Source organism: Marivita sp. S0852 (genome assembly GCF_046591575.1).
Lineage (GTDB): Bacteria > Pseudomonadota > Alphaproteobacteria > Rhodobacterales > Rhodobacteraceae > Marivita.
In genome coordinates this window covers 27,418-45,403 of sequence record NZ_JBIQWA010000003.1, presented here as the reverse complement: position 1 = coordinate 45,403, position 17,986 = coordinate 27,418, and the positions used below count along the sequence as shown (strand labels likewise).

Genomic DNA, 17,986 nt, shown 5'->3' with positions numbered 1-17,986 from the left:
GACCGACATGATAGAGTTTCTGACAAACACCTGGCCGATGTTCTTTGCCATTGGTCTTGTCACCCTGATCACCGTTGGCGCGACCATGCCGTATATCCGCAAAGACCGGAAACGTCGCGAAGAATTGGAGCAAAAGAATGACTGACGCAAAACAAACCATCGAAGACACCGTCAAAGCGAATGATGTGGTGCTGTATATGAAAGGCACCAAAACCATGCCGCAATGCGGGTTTTCCAGCAAAGTCGCGGGCGTGCTGAATTATATGGGCGTCGAATTTGAAGATGTGAACGTGCTGGCCGATGAAGACATCCGTCAGGGCATCAAGGATTATTCCGACTGGCCAACAATCCCGCAGCTTTATGTCAAAAGCGAATTTGTGGGCGGCTGCGACATCATCATCGAAATGACATTGTCCGGAGAGCTGGACACATTGCTTGAGGAAAACGGTGTTGCCTTCGACAAAGAGGCTGCCGAGAAAATCCGCGAAGCCAACGCTTAGATCCAGACCACTGGGCGATGTTTCGAAACGGCACCCGATGCGGTGCCGTTTTCTGTGTCCGGGGCCATGCGCCCTAGCCGATCTTCTCTTCGACATCGCGCGCCAGTGCTTCCGCGCGGGCGGCCACCTCTTGCAGCGTCTCTGTCACCTCGGTTGGAACAACCGGCACTTCGATCCGCTCTGGCTCTGGCGGGGGCGCGGCCTTGAGCGTTTGCAGCTCTGACAGATACCCGGCCGCCCGATCCTCCAGGGCCCGAAGCTTGTCTTCCAGACCGGCTGTCTTGTCCGCCAGCATCAGACCCGCCATCAAAAGCATCCGGCTTTCGGGAATACGTCCGACCTGTTGGGCAAGAACCTGGGCTTCGGTGTCCAGCATCTTGGCCGCCGAACGCAGGTACTGTTCTTCCCCTTCTTGGCAGGCAACATCAAAACTGCGCCCACCGATCGAGATTTCAACTTCGGGCATCAGGTGGCCTCCTGTGTTTCGGCTGCAGCCTCCAGCAGCGGTGTCAGTGATGCCAAAACCGCTTTGGTTTCGGCCGTTTCCACAGCCCGCGCGGCGCGGAGCCCTTCCAGCTCGGCCAGCATGGCCTTGTTGATCAGATGCGGCTCTCCGACGTTTTCGGCCAGGGCGCGGCGCAGCTCTTCGTTGGTGCGACGCAACATTTCGTTGGATTGCTGCAAGCGCTGCATATCAAGATCAAGCGCCGCGACATCAACACTTGGCACCTCTGGCGCGGGTTCCGGGGCCGGCGCAGGGGCCGGAACCGACGCGGCGCGGGCCTCTTCCAGCTCGCGCTGATGGGTCTCGTGTAGCTTGCGCACGCGCTCTTCCAATTGCGCATTTGCCAGCTTTTCATCCTCCAACGCCTCTTTGAGACGGGTTATTTCCTCGGGGTCCACCTGTGGCTCGGGTGGGGTCTCGGGCACGTCAGCAACGCGCGCCTCGATTTGGGCGACGCCCTGCGCCACCCGGTCAAGGGCCGCTGTGATGCGGTGTTGAAGCTCGTCGATCTGGGTCATTTGCCTGATCCCTGTTTGTTGTTCGCCTGGCCGACCTAATGCAGGGTGCGGCGCATTTTTCCGTGCTCTCGAAACGAATCGCTCCGTCCTCTTAATGTGAAAGTTTAACAATCCGCGACCAAAAATGCGCCCCCCTATACGCAACCGGCAATGGTGTGCCGCTTGAACTCTGGCGCAACACTGATATGGAGCGCGTTAACAGACCCCATCATCTTAATGACAAGGACGACACGGCCCGTGGATATCGAGACCCTGAAAGCCCAGAACCCTGACCATTGGAGCAAAGCCGCAGCCATTCGGGCCTTGACGCTTGATGCCGTGGCAGCCGCAAATTCCGGTCATTCCGGGATGCCCATCGGCATGGCAGATGTTGCCACCGTGCTTTATGAAAAACACCTGAAATTCGACGCGGCCCACCCCGATTGGCACGACCGTGACCGGTTTATCCTGTCCGCTGGCCACGGCTCGATGCTGCTCTATGCGCTGCTCTACCTGTGTGGCGATCCGGAGATCACGCTCGACGAGATCAAGAATTTCCGCCAGTGGGGCGCAAAGACCGCGGGTCACCCCGAGAACTTTCTTGCCCAAGCCATCGAGACCACAACCGGTCCGCTGGGTCAGGGCCTTGCCAATTCGGTTGGCTTTGCGATGGCCGAAGAGGCCCTGCGCGCCCGGTTCGGACCCAAGCTGGTCGATCACCACACCTATGTCATCGCTGGTGACGGCTGTTTGATGGAAGGCGTCAGTCACGAGGCCATTGGCATCGCCGGACGTCAGCAATTGTCACGCCTGATTGTGTTCTGGGACAACAACAACATCACCATCGACGGCACAGTCGATCTGTCCGACCGCACCGATCAGGTCGCACGTTTTACCGCAGCCGGGTGGCATGTGCAGGAAATCGACGGCCATGACCCGGCCGCCATCGACGCCGCAATCACGGCTGCCAAAAAAGACGACCGCCCGTCGATGATTGCCTGCAAGACGCATATCGCCCTGGGCCACGCGGCACAGGACACGTCCAAGGGGCATGGCGCGTTGACGGATAACGATCAGAACGCCGCCGCCAAGGCGCTCTGGGGCTGGACCACCGGCCCGTTCGAAGTGCCAGCCGAGACAAAATCCGCATGGGAAGCGATTGGCGCGCGCGGCGCATCCGAACGCGACGCCTGGAACGCCCGGCTTGAGAAGATGTCCGGCTCCAAACAGGCGGAGTTTGCCCGCACCATGACAGGAGAGGCGCCCAAGAAACTCTCCTCGACCATCAAGGCCCTGAAAAAGCAGATTTCCGAAACCGCGCCTAAGGTGGCGACACGCAAATCCTCGGAAATGGTGCTGGAGGTTGTGAACCCGATCTTGCCGGAAACCATCGGTGGTTCGGCAGACCTGACCGGATCGAACAACACCAAGACCGGTGACATGGGCGTGTTCGACATCGACGACCGCAAAGGCCGCTATGTTTATTGGGGCATCCGCGAACATGGCATGGCCTCGGCAATGAACGGCATGGCGCTGCATGGCGGCATCCGCCCCTATGGCGGCACGTTCATGTGTTTCACCGATTACGCCCGCCCCGCGATGCGCCTGTCTGCGCTGATGCAGGTGCCGACGGTCTATGTGATGACACATGACAGCATTGGGCTGGGCGAAGACGGGCCGACGCATCAGCCGATTGAACATCTGGCAATCAGCCGCGCGACGCCCAACACATTGGTGTTCCGCCCCGCCGACACGGTGGAAACTGCCGAGGCCTGGGAAATCGCGCTGACACAGACAAGCACGCCATCGGTGCTGTCCTTGACCCGTCAGGGCCTGCCGACCGTGCGGACCGAACACAAGACCAAGAACATGGTGGCCCAAGGGGCCTATGTGCTGGCCGATGCCGAGGGCAAACGTCAGGCGATCTTGATGGCAACCGGATCAGAAGTCGAGATTGCATTGGCTGCCCGGGACATTCTGCAAGCCGAGGACATTGGCACGCGGGTTGTGTCCATGCCCTGTTGGGAGCTGTTTGAAGAACAAGATGAAAAATACCGCAAACGGGTTCTGCCCGGCGGTCCGGTGCGTGTCGCGGTCGAGGCGGGCATCCGCTTTGGCTGGGACCGGTGGCTGTTCGGCGAACGCGGCAAGCGCGAGAAATCCGGTTTTGTGGGCATGCACGGGTTCGGAGCCTCTGCCCCGGCGGACCGGCTTTACCAGGAATTCGGCATCACTGCCGAAGCGGTGGCGCAGAAAGTGCGCGATCTGGTCGAAGGCCGCTGGCAGGCCGATCCACGCACCTGAGCGGGGACACGCCTTATCGGTCCGGCAGATCTGTCGGACCGATGTTACCAGGACGTCTAGCGCTAAGGCGGGGTTGTCGCGTTTTCATTTGCGATTGATGACCGACGAAAAACCGGAAAGGCCCGTGCCGACAAGCTTTGCGTGGCATGCGGCGTCACCAGACGCACCGGGTTGCGATTGCAGAAAATCACGTAATGGTCGCTGTTTTCAACCAGTGTGAAACCGCGTTTTCGCACCGCTGCCAAAAACCGGTCGCGCCCGGCATAGTGGTCAACATCGTGAATGCTATGATGGATCACCCCACCCTGCCCGACCTCTTGGGCCGAAAAGATGGTGCGAATCCAGAGATCAGGATCGGGATGAATTGAGGCTGTCATGCCAAAACCATGACCGCCTGAGGGTTAACACCGGGTTAAATGCCTTTGGGTGTCACGGCATTCCAAACCGGACCAACAATTTTCACCCCAACGGGGACCAGTAAAAGCCCCCACATCAGGCCCAGGACAAAATCAACAGCCGCCGTCACGGCCCATTCAAGAAACCCCGAGCCGCCACCCAGCGACACGGCAAGCGCATGGATCGTGTCCTCGGGCCTGTGCCAGCCCATTTGTGCGATCGAATGCACAATGATCGACCCACCGACCCACAGCATTGCTGCCGTGCCCACCACAGTCAGCGTTTTCAAAAGCCACGGCATGAATTTCACGATCCCACGTCCCAAAGACCGTGTGATCCCGGTGCGTCCCACCTTGGTCATCCAAAGCCCAACATCGTCCATTTTCACAATCACCGCCACCGCGCCATAGACAGCGGCCGTCACCATCAGCCCCACCAGCGCCAGTGTCGCGCCCTGCATCCAGACATTCGGGCTTTCAATCACGGACAAGGCGATGGTCATGATCTCGGCGGACAGGATAAAGTCGGTCTTGATCGCGCCCTTGATCTTTTCCTCTTCAAGATGGGTGGGATCTTGCACATCGTGACTGCCATCCGGCCCGCCAGACTGGGCGTCATGTGGCCTAAGCACATGAACAATCTTCTCGGCCCCTTCGAAACACAGGTAACTTCCGCCCAAGATCAGCAAGGGCGGGATAAGCCACGGCGCAAAGGCTGACATGAGCATGGCCGCAGGCAGCAGAAAGATCAGCTTGTTGATGATGGACCCACGGGCAATCCGCCAGATGATCGGAAGTTCGCGAGCCGGTTCAAACCCTTGCAGGTATTTCGGCGTCACCGCGGCATCGTCAATCAGAACACCGGCGGTTTTGGTGCCTGCCTTGGCGGCGGCGGCCCCGATGTCGTCGACCGACGCCGCTGCAACTTTGGCAATGCCTGCGACATCATCCAGCAAGGCCAACAAGCCGCTCATATGGGTTCTCCACTGTATCGTTCGTTAAAACTGTACCGTCCGGCGGTGTGACCTGCCAGCCCTGTGATTCCGTGACCAAGCTGAATCAAATGCGGCGTTACCGCAAACGGTTTCCTGGAAATGCGGAAATGTTAGCGCAAGCACGGGACAGCCCGTCACATTTAACGCTAACATATTGTCGGAAAACATGTTTTTCCTTCCTTAAAGATGCCGCGCCCCGTATACGCAAGGCAACGGCGATTGCAGGAGTATGGTGTCATGACGGTGACTTTGGGGATAAACGGGTTCGGGCGCATTGGCCGCTGCACGCTGGCGCATATCGCCGAGAGTTCCCGAAATGACGTTCAGGTGGTCAAGATCAACGCGACCGGCCCGATTGAAACCAATGCTCACCTGCTGCGCTATGACAGCGTCCATGGCCGGTTTGCCGGGGATGTCAAAATCAGCGGGTCCACGATGGATCTGGGTCGTGGTCCGATGGAGGTCTTTTCGACCTACAACCCCGCAGAGCTGGATTGGTCCGGCTGTGACGTGGTTCTGGAATGCACGGGCAAATTCAACGATGGCGCAAAAGCGGGCGTTCACATGGAGCGTGGGGCCAAATCGGTTCTGATTTCCGCCCCTGCCAAGAATGTTCAGAAAACCGTCGTCTACGGCGTCAATCACCGCGATCTGGTGGCGGGCGACACGATGATCTCGAACGGGTCGTGCACCACCAACTGTCTCGCACCGCTGGCCAAAGTGCTGGACGAAGCGATTGGCATCGAGTCGGGCATCATGACCACGATCCACTCCTACACCGGCGATCAGCCGACGCTCGACCGCCGCCATGCTGACCTTTATCGCGCGCGCGCCGCTGCGATGGCGATGATCCCGACATCCACCGGGGCCGCCAAGGCGCTGGGTGAGGTTCTGCCGAACCTGAAAGGCAAGCTGGACGGCTCGGCCGTGCGTGTGCCCACGCCGAATGTGTCGGCGGTTGACCTGACCTTCTATGCCAAGAAGGATGTGACGCTAGACAATGTGAATGAGGTCGTCGCCGAAGCCGCCGCAACACATATGGGTACGGTCCTGTCTTATGACCCCGAACCCAAGGTGTCGATTGACTTCAACCACACCACGCACAGCTCGATCTTTGCGCCGGACCAGACCAAGGTTGTCGGCAAGCGGTTGGTGCGCGTTCTGGCGTGGTATGACAACGAATGGGGTTTCTCGGCGCGCATGGCAGATGTTGCTGGCGCGATGGGGCGTTTGCTGCACTGATCAGCACCTCGTCCGTACATTTGCAACGCCTCGCTGAAAACGCGGGGCGTTTTTGCTTGTCACGCCGCGCTTTCATGGCAATCAATCCCGCTGGCGTGACAAGCCTCATCCTCTCTGGCATGGTGCGGCGCAGAGCAGAAGGGCGAACAGGCGATGACCAATTCAATCGCGATTGGCTTGGGGGTTTTGATCGTTGGAGGTCTGACTCTTGACGCGGTTTTGACCGGCGGAGACGGGATCACATTTATCGCGGTCAAATTTCTGGACCTTCTCGAATGGATCGCCTTCTGGCGCTGAGCGCGATCCGCAGGTTGCTTGACAGCTCTGCGCTGTTCTGATTGTTAGCGGTAACACACCTGCGTGTTATCCTCCGGAGGTCATTCCGGCGCGGTTTAATGCGTGGGCCAATTCAGACTGAGCGAGGGACATCCCATGACCATCAAAGTTGCGATTAATGGTTTTGGCCGCATTGGCCGAAACGTCTTGCGCAGCATCATTGAATCCGGCCGCACCGACCTTGAGGTGGTGGCGGTTAATGATCTTGGTCCGGTGGAAACCAATGCGCATCTGCTGCAATATGACAGCGTCCATGGCCGTTTCCCGGTCGAAGTGAGTGCGTCAGAGGACAGCATTGATGTGGGGCGTGGCCCGATCAAGGTCACAGCCATGCGCAACCCGGCGGATTTGCCGTGGTCGGATGTGGATGTGGTGATGGAATGCACCGGCGTCTTTAACTCCAAAGAGGCGTGTCAGGCGCATCTTGACAATGGGTCCAGCCGTGTCCTGATTTCCGCACCGGGTAAAAATGCCGATAAAACAATTGTATATGGCGTGAATGACGATGCCCTGACCAAAGACGACATCGTTGTCTCAAATGCGTCCTGCACCACCAATTGCCTTGCCCCCGTGGCCTATGTTTTGAACAACGCGATCGGGATCGACCGCGGCTTTATGACCACGATCCATTCCTACACCGGCGACCAGCCGACGCTGGACACCATGCATAACGACCTCTACCGCGCCCGCGCGGCGGCGTTAAGCATGATCCCTACGTCGACCGGCGCGGCCAAGGCGGTGGGATTGGTGTTGCCGGAACTGAATGGTAAACTCGACGGTGTGGCGATCCGTGTGCCAACCCCGAACGTGTCGGCCGTCGATCTGACATTCACCGCCACCCGCGACACCAGCGTCGAAGAGATCAACGACGCCATTCGGCAGGCTGCGGATGGTCCGCTGAAAGGCGTTCTTGGATATACCGACAAAAAGCTGGTGTCGTCCGATTTCAACCATGATCCTCATTCGTCGATCTTTCACACCGACCAGACCAAGGTCATGGATGGGCGGATGGTGCGCATCCTGACGTGGTATGACAATGAATGGGGCTTTTCGAACCGGATGGCGGACACGGCTGTTGCCATGGGCAAGCTGATCTAGGCACCTGATCCAGCCTTGCAGCACATGCAAGGCGGCCTTTCCTTTCTGTGCATTGTGCTGCGCTGCAGCATGACTATTTAGTCTCTTGTAGCTGTTAGCGCTCACAGCGCTGCAGCGCAGGACCATAAAGCACGGAAAGGACTAGTACATGGCCCAATTTATGTCTTCCCTGCGGACCCGTCTTCAAAAACGGGCCGCCTATTATCAGACTGTCAGCGAAATCCGCTCTATGCCGTTGGATGTGGCGCTTGATCTGGATATTTATCCCGGCGATGCCGAGAAAATCGCATATGAGGCTGTTTACGGCCGCTGATCGTCGATTCCCAAAGCCACTCTGACACAGCCGCGCGGTCCTTGCGCGGCTTTTGTCGTTTCAGGACGTCTGGTGGTCCAACAGGTCACGCGCCTGTGCGCGCCCCAAGGGATCGTCTGCCAACACCCGGCGCAGGGTATGCATGCTGTGCAGATACACTTCGCGCAGCAACGCGATTCTGGCCTGGGGATGAATGGGCAATCTGGCACGACCGCCATAGCTATACTGCGCCGGACACACAAAATCCGGCGCGGTCAGCGTAAAGGTCACACCTGCCGCATCGCCGATCCTGCTGACGATGTCACCGTCAAGATTGATGTTGATCAGATGGGCTTTGGTCTGGTCGCGCAAAGGCACATCCGCCTGCTGCATCAAACGATGCACCGCACGGACGCCCACACCCACCGGCAGGTCATCGGTCAAACGGGACATCCCCGCCACCAGTGCCCGATCTAGCATCGAGACACTCAAACCCGGTCCATTGAACGACACCGCCGCCGCCGCAAGCCAATTCTGCCCGGCAAGATGATGGGCGACGTATTTCGTCAAAGCACCGCCCAGCGAATGACCACACAGATAGGTTCGGTCCGGGACCAGATGATGGTCTTTGATCATGGCCTCGGCAAAGGCAATGGCCCGCGCGAATTGGGGCGGGACATCTTCGGGTGCTGCGTCAACCGGTATCGGATCTGCCGACGCATCAATGCCACGATAGGTGATCGTTGCCGCATCATGCGTTTCGTACACGGCCGCCGCAAAGCCATTGTCGCTGGTATAGGACAGTCGGTTGAGCGTGGCAGCGTCGGGCAGATCGGCAGGCGCAGGATCTGGGAAAGACGCGGCATAAATACCGGAGTCGTCCCGCGTGTAGATATCTTCCGCCATCAGCGCCAGTTGATACACCGTTGGCATGTCACGCTCCGCCCCGATCAACCAGCAAGGCGCGTTACGCGTCCGAGAACCGTTTGACCAAGGCATCCCGCACAGGTGCTGTCACAAATTTGCTCACATCGCCATTCAGACGGGCAATTTCCTTGACCAGCTTGGAGGCAATGGCCTGGTGGCGCGCTTCGGCCATCAGGAACACCGTTTCAACACTGTCATCAAGCGCGCGGTTCATGCCGACCATCTGGAATTCATATTCGAAATCAGACACCGCCCGCAGACCGCGCACAATCAAGGTTGCGTCGACATCCCGCGCGCAATCGATCAGCAGGTTTTCGAACGGATGGGCGATGATCTCGATCCCGGTCTGTTCCGCCAGCGCCACACATTCCGCTTCGATCATGGCCACACGTTCCTCTAACGTGAACAACGGGCCCTTGTCGCGATTTATGGCCACACCGATCACCAGCCTGTCCACCAGCGCCGAGGCCCGGCGGATGATGTCGATATGGCCCATTGTGATCGGATCAAATGTCCCGGGGTAAAGAGCGATGCGCATGGGCGATCTCCGGCGTGTGGTGGTGTTTCGCCTGTCTGGCATCAAAACTCTGGGAAGTGCAAGGCACCCAGATCCGCTTTTAGTGCCCCATGATCATCCCTTCGAGCGCATCTTTCTCCATCGTGAGTTCATTCAACCGGGCTTTGACCACATCCCCGAGGGTGATAAGACCCACCAGCTTGCCGTCTTCGACCACAGGCATGTGCCGAAACCGGCCCGCCGTCATCTTGGCAAGCACATCATCGGCTTTTTCCTGCCGTTCGCAGGTCACCAGTTTCGATGTCATATAGGCATCCACGCTTTCGGTCAGACAGGCACTGCCGCGTGTCGCCAATTCCCGCACGATATCCCGTTCCGACAAAATGCCCTTGGCGGTCACACCATCATCCGAAACGACAACGGTCCCTATCCGTTTTTCGGCAAGGATTTTTGCCGCTTCCGACACCATCGTCCCGGATGCAACCGTCACGACAGCGTCATTGTTTTTACTTTTCAGGATTTTTTGCACGGTCATAGCGGCTCCTCCTCCAGTAGCGACGCATTTTCTATAGCGTCCTCACCTGACAACGATCTGTCAAGTCATCATAACAACGCCTCCAGCCGCATCACTTCGGCTTTGACGCCCTGGGCAAGCGCGTTGGCAAACCGGCTGATCCGGTCGAGACGCCGGTCTTCGGCATGACGGACCAGATAAAAGCTGCGCAAAAACGACACCTCGTTGATCAGCAAACGCCGCACACCCGGCGCAAACGGCAGTGCAAAGTCATGCGCGATCCCGATCCCGCCGTGGTGGCGCAAAAGCTGAAGCTGGACTGAGGCCGAATTGGACGCCAGCGCGACGCGGTCAAGGGTCAGGTCACTGAGGTAATCCAGTTCCTTGTCAAAGATCATGTCGGGGATATAGCCGACGATCCGGTGTCCGTGCAGATCCTGCAGCGACGTGATCGGTGGCAGGGTCGAAAGATAGGTGTCGCTGGCCGCCAGATGCAGACGGTAATCGGTGATCCGCTTGTAAGACAGGCGCGATGCAGTTGGCGGGCTGACCGTGATCGCCATATCCGCCTCGCGACGTGACAGGTTCACCACACGCGGCAGGGCCACGATTTGCAGGTCCAGATCCGGATTGGCCTTGGACAGATCGGCAAAGACGCGTGGCAGGACAAAATTGGCACAGCCATCCGGAGCTCCGATACGGATCTGACCGGACAGCGTTTCCGCATCCCCCGTCAGCACAGAGCGCGCGCCCTGCATTGCCTGTTCGGCTCGTTCAGCATGATCGACCAGCCGCGTGGCCGCGTCGGTCATGGCATAGCCCTGGGGGCTTTTGACAAACAGCGCCTGCCCTACGGCCTCTTCCAGCCGCGCAATCCGCCGACCCACTGTCGCCGGGTCCATGCGCAGCGCTTTGCCCGCGCCCGACAGGGTTTCATTGCGGGTCACGGACAGGAAAATTCGCAGATCATCCCAGCTTTGCACAGGTCATCCTTTGCATTTTTGCAAAACTCCTTTGGCACATTGCCTCTTTGATACGCAAATTTGCAAGGCTATCCTGCATGCAGATTGGGAGAATTATCATGCAAGAGCTTACGCACTTTATTAATGGCGCACAGGTCAAAGGCACCTCTGGCGATTTCGGCGATGTCTTCAACCCGGCAACCGGTGAGGTTCAGGCAAAACTGCCGCTGGCCACACCGGACGAGGTGTCGAAAGCCGTCGAAGACGCGGCAGAGGCGCAGGTCGCCTGGGGCGCCACCAACCCGCAGAAACGCGCGCGGGTGATGATGAAGATGGTCGCGCTGATGAACCGCGACATGGACAAGCTGGCCGAGGCGCTGAGCCGCGAACATGGCAAGACGATCCCGGACGCCAAAGGCGATCTGCAGCGCGGGCTTGAGGTGATCGAATACTGCATCGGCGCGCCGCAGATGCTCAAAGGGGAATACACCGATGACGCAGGCCCCGGCATTGACATGTATTCCATGCGTCAGCCTTTGGGTGTGGTCGCGGCGATCATGCCGTTCAACTTCCCGGCGATGATGCCGCTGTGGCATGTCGGCCCTGCGCTTGCCTGCGGCAATGCCGTGGTGCTGAAACCGTCTGAACGCGACCCATCCGTGCCGCTGATGCTGGCGGAACTCTTTGTCGAAGCGGGCCTGCCTGCCGGTGTGTTCCAGGTTGTGAATGGCACGAAAGAAGCCGTGGATACCCTGCTCGATCACGAGATCATCCAGGGCGTGTCCTTTGTCGGGTCCACCCCCATCGCGCAGTATATCTACAGCCGCGCCACCGCGAACGGCAAACGCGCGCAGTGCTTTGGCGGGGCGAAAAACCACCTGATCGTCATGCCGGATGCCGACATTGACCAAGCCGCCGATGCCCTGATCGGGGCTGGTTTCGGGGCGGCTGGCGAACGCTGCATGGCGGTGTCGGTTGCGGTGCCTGTCGGCGAAGAAACCGCCGACCGCCTGATTGGCGCGCTGGTGCCGCGCATCGAAAAGCTGCGTGTCGCTCCCTATACAGACGGGGATGATGTGGATTTCGGCCCCGTTGTCACCCGCGAAGCAAAAGAGCGGATTCTGGGCCTGATCCAATCGGGTGTCGATCAAGGCGCGGAGCTGGTCGTCGACAACCGCGACTTCAAATTGCAGGGCTATGAGGACGGCTTTTTTGTTGGTCCGCACCTTTTCGACAAGGTGACGCCCGACATGGACATATACCGTCAGGAAATCTTTGGTCCCGTCCTCAGCACCGTGCGCGCAGGGTCTTACGAAGAGGCGCTCAAGCTGGCGATGGATCACGAATACGGCAATGGCACCGCGATCTTTACCCGCGACGGCGACACGGCCCGCGACTTTGCGCACCGCGTGAATATCGGCATGGTCGGCATCAATGTACCGATCCCGGTGCCGCTGGCCTATCATACGTTTGGCGGCTGGAAGAAATCCATGTTTGGCGACCTGAACCAGCACGGACCGGACAGTTTCAAGTTCTACACCCGCACCAAGACAATCACGTCGCGCTGGCCCTCGGGCATCAAAGAAGGCGGCGAGTTTAACTTCAAAGCAATGGACTAAATCAGACCGGGCCGCTCCATTTCGGGGCGGCCCGCCGCATTGGCCGCGCCTGTGTCGCGCTGGAAAACATGGCCGCGTGTCCTGCCGGCCCGGCTGTCCTCGACATGCGAAACCGCATATCTCGCCTGCTACGGTTGGGGCGGGTTCTGGTTCCGGTCGTCATTCATTGCGAAAGACCGCGCGATAATATCTTTAATCCATTGATTTTTTGCAAGACTTCGGAAAAGCTGATCCGGTTCACACCGTTTTCTCGAAAGTCATTATGCCCATCGCAGTCGACACCACGCCAAAGCGAAACCTTGGGTTTCCGCGCAATATCGGCGTGCCCTTCTCCCAGCCGCACACGCGGTCCAGTGCGAACAGACGGTGCCAGATTTTTGCATCCCTCACCCTCATTATTCAAAAGAGATGTCATGCCTGCAACGTTTCAAATCCTCGCAGATCATAACCTGGTCTATGTGCAATATAGCGGCCTCATGCTGGTCGAAGACAGCCTCAAAGCGTTTGGCGCATATGCACAACATCCAGAGGCGCGACCGGGGCAGCGCCATTTGATCGACCTGTCCCGCATCACCGATATGGAACGCGATTTTGCACGCGTGATGGCCCTGCAGGCGCGCAAAGGCGAAGACCTTGCCGCGCGCGAGCTTGAAACGATGATGGTCTACTATGCCATATCGCCGATTTCACAAAAAGCGGCGGCCTTGGCCAAAAACGGCTGGTCGCACGCGCATGGCGTGGTGGCCATTGTTCAGGATTCCGAAGCCGCGGCCCTGTCATCCCTGGGAGTGCCGTTTGAAACATTTGCCGCGCTGCTGGAAGCGGGATCATCGCAATCCGCCTGAGCCGGTGACAAATGCGTCCGAGGGGCTAAGATGCGATGAACAAGACATGAGGTGCGGCATGCAGGAACCCGAATTTTCATTGGGCATAGAAGAAGAATACCTGCTGGTCGATCTTGACAGCTATGCACTGGCCGAAGCGCCGCCTGACTTGATGACCGACTGCGCGGCAGAGTTGGAAAAACAGGTCAGCCCTGAATTTCTTCAATGTCAGATCGAAATCGGGACCAAGGTCTGCGGCGATATCAAAGAGGCCCGTGATGACCTCAAGCGCCTGCGCAGCACGGTGGCGCGCTGTGCCAGGCAGCACAATCTCGCGCCGATTGCTGCCTCGTGCCATCCGTTCGGCGACTGGAAGACCCAGCACCACACCGACAAGGACCGTTATAATGATCTTCAGGATGCGCTTGGCGGTGTTGTGCGGCGGATGCTGATCTGTGGCATGCATGTGCATGTGGGCCTGAACGATGATGCGCTGCGCGCCGATTTGATGGGTCAAATGGCGTATTTCCTGCCGCATCTATTGGCGCTGTCCACCTCTTCCCCGTTTTGGCAGGGCGAAGACACCGGCCTTGCGTCTTATCGCATTTCGGTCTTTGACAACCTGCCGCGCACCGGCCTGCCGCCGCAATTTGACAATTGGTCGGAATATCAACGGTCGGTGCAGGTGCTGATTGATATCGGCATCATTGAAGACAGCTCCAAGATCTGGTGGGATCTTCGCCCTTCGGCGCAGTTTCCCACGCTTGAAACCCGGATCATGGATGTGCAGCCCCGCATTGAGGACACATTGACGCTGGCCGCGCTCAACCAATGCCTGATGCGCATGCTGTGGCGTCTGCGGGTGCGCAACCAACGCTGGCGGCGCTATGACCCCTTTCTGATCGGCGAAAACCGCTGGCGCGCGCAGCGGTACGGCATCACCGACGGGCTAATTGATTTTGGCCGGGGCGAAATTGTCTCGATGTCCGATCTTATGGACGAACTGATGCTGCTGATCGAAGAAGATGCCGGCGTGTTGCACTGCGTGCGCGAAGTTGAACACAGCAAGACGATTGTCGCCAAAGGCAATGGAACATCGCGCCAACGCGCTGTCGCCGCCAAAGTGCAAGCAGACGGCAAAGACACCGATGCCCAGATGCGCGCCGTGGTTGCCGATCTGGTCGAGGCGTTTCACGAGGGGCTGTGAGGGCTTGCAAAACTTCTGAAACAGTTGGCACGTACACGCAGCCCAAAAGTATGGCCCACAAGAGGAGCGACGCCATGGATTTTGCCCTGAGTGAAGAGCAAACCGCGATTTTCGATATGGCCTATGCGTTTGGCCAGGACAACATCGCGCCCCATGCACGCGATTGGGAGGCGCAGGGCACCATCCCCAAAGACCTGTGGTCGCAGATCGGCGCATTGGGCTTTGCCGGGCTTTACGTCTCCGAAGACAGCGGCGGCACCGGGTTGTCGCGCCTCGATGCGACGCTGGTGTTTGAGGCCCTCTCCATGGCCTGCCCGTCGGTGGCGGCCTTTCTGTCGATCCACAACATGTGTGCCAAGATGATCGACACATATGCCGATGACACCATCAAGGCCCGCGTGCTGCCCAAGGCCATCACTATGGACAGCGTGCTAAGCTATTGTCTGACCGAACCGGGCAGCGGGTCGGATGCGGCGGCGTTGAAAACCCGCGCTGATCGGACCAATGAAGGCTACACGCTCAACGGCACCAAGGCGTTTATTTCTGGCGGCGGCTATTCCGATCTTTATATCGCCATGGTGCGCACCGGCGAAGATGGCCCCAAAGGCGTGTCTGCCGTTCTGGTCGAGGATGGCACCCCGGGGCTTAGCTTTGGCGGGCTGGAAGACAAGATGGGCTGGCGGTCGCAACCCACACGCCAGGTGCAGTTTGACGATTGCAAGATCCCGGCAGACAACCTGCTGGGCGAGGAAGGCCAGGGTTTCAAATATGCCATGGCCGGTCTCGATGGCGGGCGCCTGAACATCGCCGCCTGTTCGCTGGGGGCCGCGCAATCCGCGCTGGATGCGACGCTGGCTTATATGAACGAACGCAAGGCGTTCGGAAAACCCATCGACCAGTTCCAGGCGCTGCAATTCCGCCTGGCGGATATGGAGATCGACCTGCAAGCCGCGCGCACCTTCCTGCGGCAAGCCGCCTGGAAGCTCGACACCGGAGCGCCGGACGCCCCAAAATTCTGCGCCATGGCCAAGAAACTGGTCACCGAAACCGGCAGCACCGTGGTCGATCAGTGCCTGCAATTGCATGGCGGATATGGCTACCTGTCCGATTATGGCATCGAAAAACTGGTGCGCGATCTGCGGGTGCATCAGATCCTTGAAGGCACCAATGAAATCATGCGACTGATCGTGGCACGACAGATGCTGGCGTCCTGATTTTCTTCGTTTCATAAATATCTTGGGGGTGAGGCCGCAGGCCGAGGGGGCAACGCCCCCTGCCCCCGCGACCAAAAGGCAAAGCGCGATGACTGATATCCACATTCGCCAAGACGGCCATGCCGGACATATCACCCTGCAACGGCCGAAAGCGCTGAATGCGCTGACATATGATATGTGTCTGGCGATTGAAGACGCGTTATGGGCCTGGCGAACCGATCCGACGATCAAGCTGATCTTGATCGACGCCGAAGGCGACAAGGCGTTTTGCGCCGGTGGCGATATCGCTGAAATGTATGCCACAGGCACCGCCGGCGATTATAGCTATGGTCAGCGGTTCTGGCGTGATGAATATCGGATGAATGCGCTGATTGCGGAATACCCCAAACCGGTGGTCAGTTTCCTGCAAGGTTTTATCATGGGTGGCGGTGTGGGCGTGGGCTGCCACGGCTCGCATCGCATCGTCGGCGAAACCAGCCAGATCGCGATGCCCGAATGTGGGATTGGTTTGATCCCGGATGTGGGCGGCTCGTATCTTCTGGCGCATGCGCCAGGTCGGCTTGGAGAATATCTGGGGCTGACGACCGACAGAATGGGCCCTGGCGATGCGATTCATGTGGGGTTTGCCGATCTGTTTATCCCGCAAGCGCAGTGGGACAAGATCAAATCGCAGCTTTGCGCAAGCGGCGATGTCGCCGGGCTGTCTCAGGCCGCAACCCCGACACACAACGCACCGCTGCGCGACGTGCAAGCCAGGATCGACACGCTGTTTTCAGGGGCGTCGGTCCAGGATATTGTCGACGCCCTGTCGGACGACAGCAGCGACTTCGCGTCAAAGGCTCTTAAGAAACTGTCGCGCAATTCACCGCTGTCGATGGCCTGTACGCTGGATATCCTGCAACGCTTGCGCGCGGAAACGCCTACCCTTCGCCGCGCGCTTGATCTGGAATACCGCTTCACATCGCGCAGCATGCAACAGGGTGATTTCCTCGAAGGCATCCGCGCGGCCATTATTGACAAAGACAAGTCGCCCAAGTGGCGGCATGACATGGGCCGGGTGCCAAAGGCCGACATCGCCGCGATGCTGCGTCCGGTTTCAGGCGACCGGCTGACATTCGAAAAAAGGAGCGCGGAATGAATATCGGGTTTATCGGATTGGGAAATATGGGGGCCCCCATGGCGGCCAACCTGGCGGCGGCTGGCCACAATGTTGTCGGCTTCGACACGGTAGATGTGACGGTCGAGGGTGTTTCGATGGTCACATCCGCGGCCGACGCCGTGGCAGATGCGGATGTTGTGATCACCATGCTGCCCAACGGCGACATCCTGCGCGCGGTTGCGGCACAGATCATTCCCGCGATGAAGACGGGGGCCGTGCTTTTGGATTGTTCGACGGTCGATGTCGAAAGTGCCCGTGCGGTGGCCGCAGATGCCGATGCGGCTGGTTTGCTGCCGCTGGATGCACCTGTGTCCGGTGGCATTGGCGGCGCATCAGCAGGGACGTTGACCTTTATGGTGGGTGGATCAGACACAGCCTATGACACCGCCCTGCCCTTGTTCGACATCATGGGACAAAAGGCGGTGCATTGTGGCGCATCCGGAAACGGTCAGGCCGCCAAAATCTGCAACAACATGATCCTTGGCGTGACCATGATCGCCACTTGCGAAGCCTTTGCGCTGGCCGACAAGCTGGGTCTGGATCGTCAGGCGATGTTTGACGTGGTCAGCACCTCCTCTGGGTATAGCTGGTCAATGAACGCCTATTGCCCCGCCCCCGGCGTGGGCCCACAAAGCCCGGCAGACAATTCCTATCAACCGGGTTTTGCCGCGGAATTGATGCTGAAAGACCTCAGACTTAGCCAGCAAGCCGCGCAGGCTGTGGATGCCGACACCCCCCTGGGGCAGTCCGCAACCGATCTGTATACGACCTTTGTCGAGGACGAAGATGGCAAGGGCAAAGACTTTTCCGCGATGTTGCCTCGGTTTGAAACACGGCGCAGAACCTGAAACTGAGATTCAGCTTTTTGACCTGTGTCAT

21 protein-coding genes are annotated in these 17,986 nt (G+C 58.8%); 13 read left to right on the top strand and 8 right to left on the bottom strand.

All coding sequences use genetic code 11. The features are described 5' to 3' along the window. Positions 1-7: 7 nt before the first annotated feature. Together ACG74X_RS06620 and grxD are read left to right on the top strand one after the other, a co-directional pair. On the top strand, positions 8-145 hold the full coding sequence (locus ACG74X_RS06620; protein ID WP_411233416.1) for a hypothetical protein: 138 nt from the start codon (positions 8-10) through the stop codon (positions 143-145). After that, the gene (grxD, locus tag ACG74X_RS06615) at positions 138-500 is read left to right on the top strand and encodes a Grx4 family monothiol glutaredoxin (RefSeq protein ID WP_411233414.1); all 363 of its coding nucleotides are present in this window, start codon (positions 138-140) and stop codon (positions 498-500) included. The genes ACG74X_RS06620 and grxD overlap by 8 nt, the downstream gene beginning before the upstream one ends. Positions 501-573: 73 nt before the next feature. On the opposite strand, the gene ACG74X_RS06610 is transcribed toward grxD, so the two are convergent. Both ACG74X_RS06610 and ACG74X_RS06605 read right to left on the bottom strand, forming a co-directional pair. Beyond that, positions 574-966, bottom strand: coding sequence for a cell division protein ZapA (locus ACG74X_RS06610; RefSeq protein WP_411233412.1), 393 nt, complete (start codon positions 964-966; stop codon positions 574-576). Further along, on the bottom strand, positions 966-1,523 hold the full coding sequence (locus tag ACG74X_RS06605) for a hypothetical protein (protein WP_411233411.1): 558 nt from the start codon (positions 1,521-1,523) through the stop codon (positions 966-968). Before ACG74X_RS06605 ends, ACG74X_RS06610 begins: the two co-directional genes overlap by 1 nt. A gap of 237 nt (positions 1,524-1,760) precedes the next feature. Between ACG74X_RS06605 and tkt the strand changes: the two genes are divergently transcribed. Next, positions 1,761-3,806, top strand: coding sequence for a transketolase (tkt, locus tag ACG74X_RS06600; protein WP_411233410.1), 2,046 nt, complete (start codon positions 1,761-1,763; stop codon positions 3,804-3,806). Positions 3,807-3,868: 62 nt separating this feature from the next. Here tkt and ACG74X_RS06595 read toward each other — a convergent pair whose 3' ends face one another. Together ACG74X_RS06595 and ACG74X_RS06590 are read right to left on the bottom strand one after the other, a co-directional pair. Next, complete coding sequence (locus ACG74X_RS06595; RefSeq protein ID WP_411233409.1) at positions 3,869-4,183, bottom strand: N-(5'-phosphoribosyl)anthranilate isomerase; 315 nt, start codon at positions 4,181-4,183, stop codon at positions 3,869-3,871. Positions 4,184-4,218: 35 nt separating this feature from the next. Further along, the gene (locus ACG74X_RS06590; protein WP_411233407.1) at positions 4,219-5,175 is read right to left on the bottom strand and encodes a DUF808 domain-containing protein; all 957 of its coding nucleotides are present in this window, start codon (positions 5,173-5,175) and stop codon (positions 4,219-4,221) included. Between the two features lie 258 nt (positions 5,176-5,433). Here ACG74X_RS06590 and gap (ACG74X_RS06585) point away from each other — a divergent pair, with 258 nt between their 5' ends. The 4 genes from gap (ACG74X_RS06585) to ACG74X_RS06570 all read left to right on the top strand — a co-directional run bounded on the left by gap (ACG74X_RS06585) (position 5,434) and on the right by ACG74X_RS06570 (position 8,185). Beyond that, the gene (gene gap / locus ACG74X_RS06585) at positions 5,434-6,438 is read left to right on the top strand and encodes a type I glyceraldehyde-3-phosphate dehydrogenase (RefSeq protein ID WP_411233405.1); all 1,005 of its coding nucleotides are present in this window, start codon (positions 5,434-5,436) and stop codon (positions 6,436-6,438) included. Positions 6,439-6,591: 153 nt separating this feature from the next. Then, complete coding sequence (locus ACG74X_RS06580; protein ID WP_411233403.1) at positions 6,592-6,735, top strand: hypothetical protein; 144 nt, start codon at positions 6,592-6,594, stop codon at positions 6,733-6,735. Between the two features lie 135 nt (positions 6,736-6,870). Beyond that, positions 6,871-7,872 (top strand): type I glyceraldehyde-3-phosphate dehydrogenase, encoded by a 1,002-nt coding sequence (gene gap, locus ACG74X_RS06575; RefSeq protein ID WP_411233401.1) that lies wholly within the window; start codon positions 6,871-6,873, stop codon positions 7,870-7,872. 148 nt (positions 7,873-8,020) lie between these two features. Further along, positions 8,021-8,185, top strand: coding sequence for a hypothetical protein (locus tag ACG74X_RS06570; protein ID WP_411233399.1), 165 nt, complete (start codon positions 8,021-8,023; stop codon positions 8,183-8,185). A 60-nt stretch (positions 8,186-8,245) separates the two neighbouring features. On the opposite strand, the gene ACG74X_RS06565 is transcribed toward ACG74X_RS06570, so the two are convergent. The 4 genes from ACG74X_RS06565 to ACG74X_RS06550 form a co-directional block, all read right to left on the bottom strand. Next, complete coding sequence (locus ACG74X_RS06565) at positions 8,246-9,097, bottom strand: Mbeg1-like protein (RefSeq protein ID WP_411233397.1); 852 nt, start codon at positions 9,095-9,097, stop codon at positions 8,246-8,248. A gap of 34 nt (positions 9,098-9,131) precedes the next feature. Continuing rightward, positions 9,132-9,629 carry a pantetheine-phosphate adenylyltransferase gene (coaD, locus tag ACG74X_RS06560; RefSeq protein ID WP_411233396.1) on the bottom strand — a complete coding sequence of 166 codons (498 nt, stop codon included), beginning with the start codon at positions 9,627-9,629 and terminating at the stop codon, positions 9,132-9,134. 79 nt (positions 9,630-9,708) lie between these two features. After that, positions 9,709-10,143, bottom strand: a complete 435-nt coding sequence (locus ACG74X_RS06555) for a CBS domain-containing protein (RefSeq protein ID WP_411233395.1) — start codon at positions 10,141-10,143, stop codon at positions 9,709-9,711. Positions 10,144-10,211: 68 nt separating this feature from the next. Further along, a complete protein-coding gene (locus ACG74X_RS06550; protein WP_411233393.1) occupies positions 10,212-11,105 on the bottom strand; it encodes a LysR family transcriptional regulator in 894 nt (297 codons plus the stop codon). Positions 11,106-11,203: 98 nt separating this feature from the next. On the opposite strand from ACG74X_RS06550, the gene ACG74X_RS06545 reads away from it, so the two are divergent. The 6 genes from ACG74X_RS06545 to mmsB all read left to right on the top strand — a co-directional run bounded on the left by ACG74X_RS06545 (position 11,204) and on the right by mmsB (position 17,955). Beyond that, on the top strand, positions 11,204-12,703 hold the full coding sequence (locus ACG74X_RS06545) for a CoA-acylating methylmalonate-semialdehyde dehydrogenase (protein ID WP_411233392.1): 1,500 nt from the start codon (positions 11,204-11,206) through the stop codon (positions 12,701-12,703). A gap of 413 nt (positions 12,704-13,116) precedes the next feature. Next, complete coding sequence (locus ACG74X_RS06540; RefSeq protein ID WP_411233390.1) at positions 13,117-13,548, top strand: hypothetical protein; 432 nt, start codon at positions 13,117-13,119, stop codon at positions 13,546-13,548. A 58-nt stretch (positions 13,549-13,606) separates the two neighbouring features. Continuing rightward, positions 13,607-14,734 carry a carboxylate-amine ligase gene (locus ACG74X_RS06535; protein ID WP_411233389.1) on the top strand — a complete coding sequence of 376 codons (1,128 nt, stop codon included), beginning with the start codon at positions 13,607-13,609 and terminating at the stop codon, positions 14,732-14,734. A gap of 74 nt (positions 14,735-14,808) precedes the next feature. Further along, the gene (locus tag ACG74X_RS06530) at positions 14,809-15,948 is read left to right on the top strand and encodes an acyl-CoA dehydrogenase family protein (protein ID WP_411233387.1); all 1,140 of its coding nucleotides are present in this window, start codon (positions 14,809-14,811) and stop codon (positions 15,946-15,948) included. 88 nt (positions 15,949-16,036) lie between these two features. Then, the gene (locus ACG74X_RS06525) at positions 16,037-17,086 is read left to right on the top strand and encodes an enoyl-CoA hydratase/isomerase family protein (protein WP_411233385.1); all 1,050 of its coding nucleotides are present in this window, start codon (positions 16,037-16,039) and stop codon (positions 17,084-17,086) included. Then, positions 17,083-17,955, top strand: coding sequence for a 3-hydroxyisobutyrate dehydrogenase (gene mmsB, locus ACG74X_RS06520; protein WP_411233383.1), 873 nt, complete (start codon positions 17,083-17,085; stop codon positions 17,953-17,955). The genes ACG74X_RS06525 and mmsB overlap by 4 nt, the downstream gene beginning before the upstream one ends. Positions 17,956-17,986 lie beyond the last annotated feature (31 nt).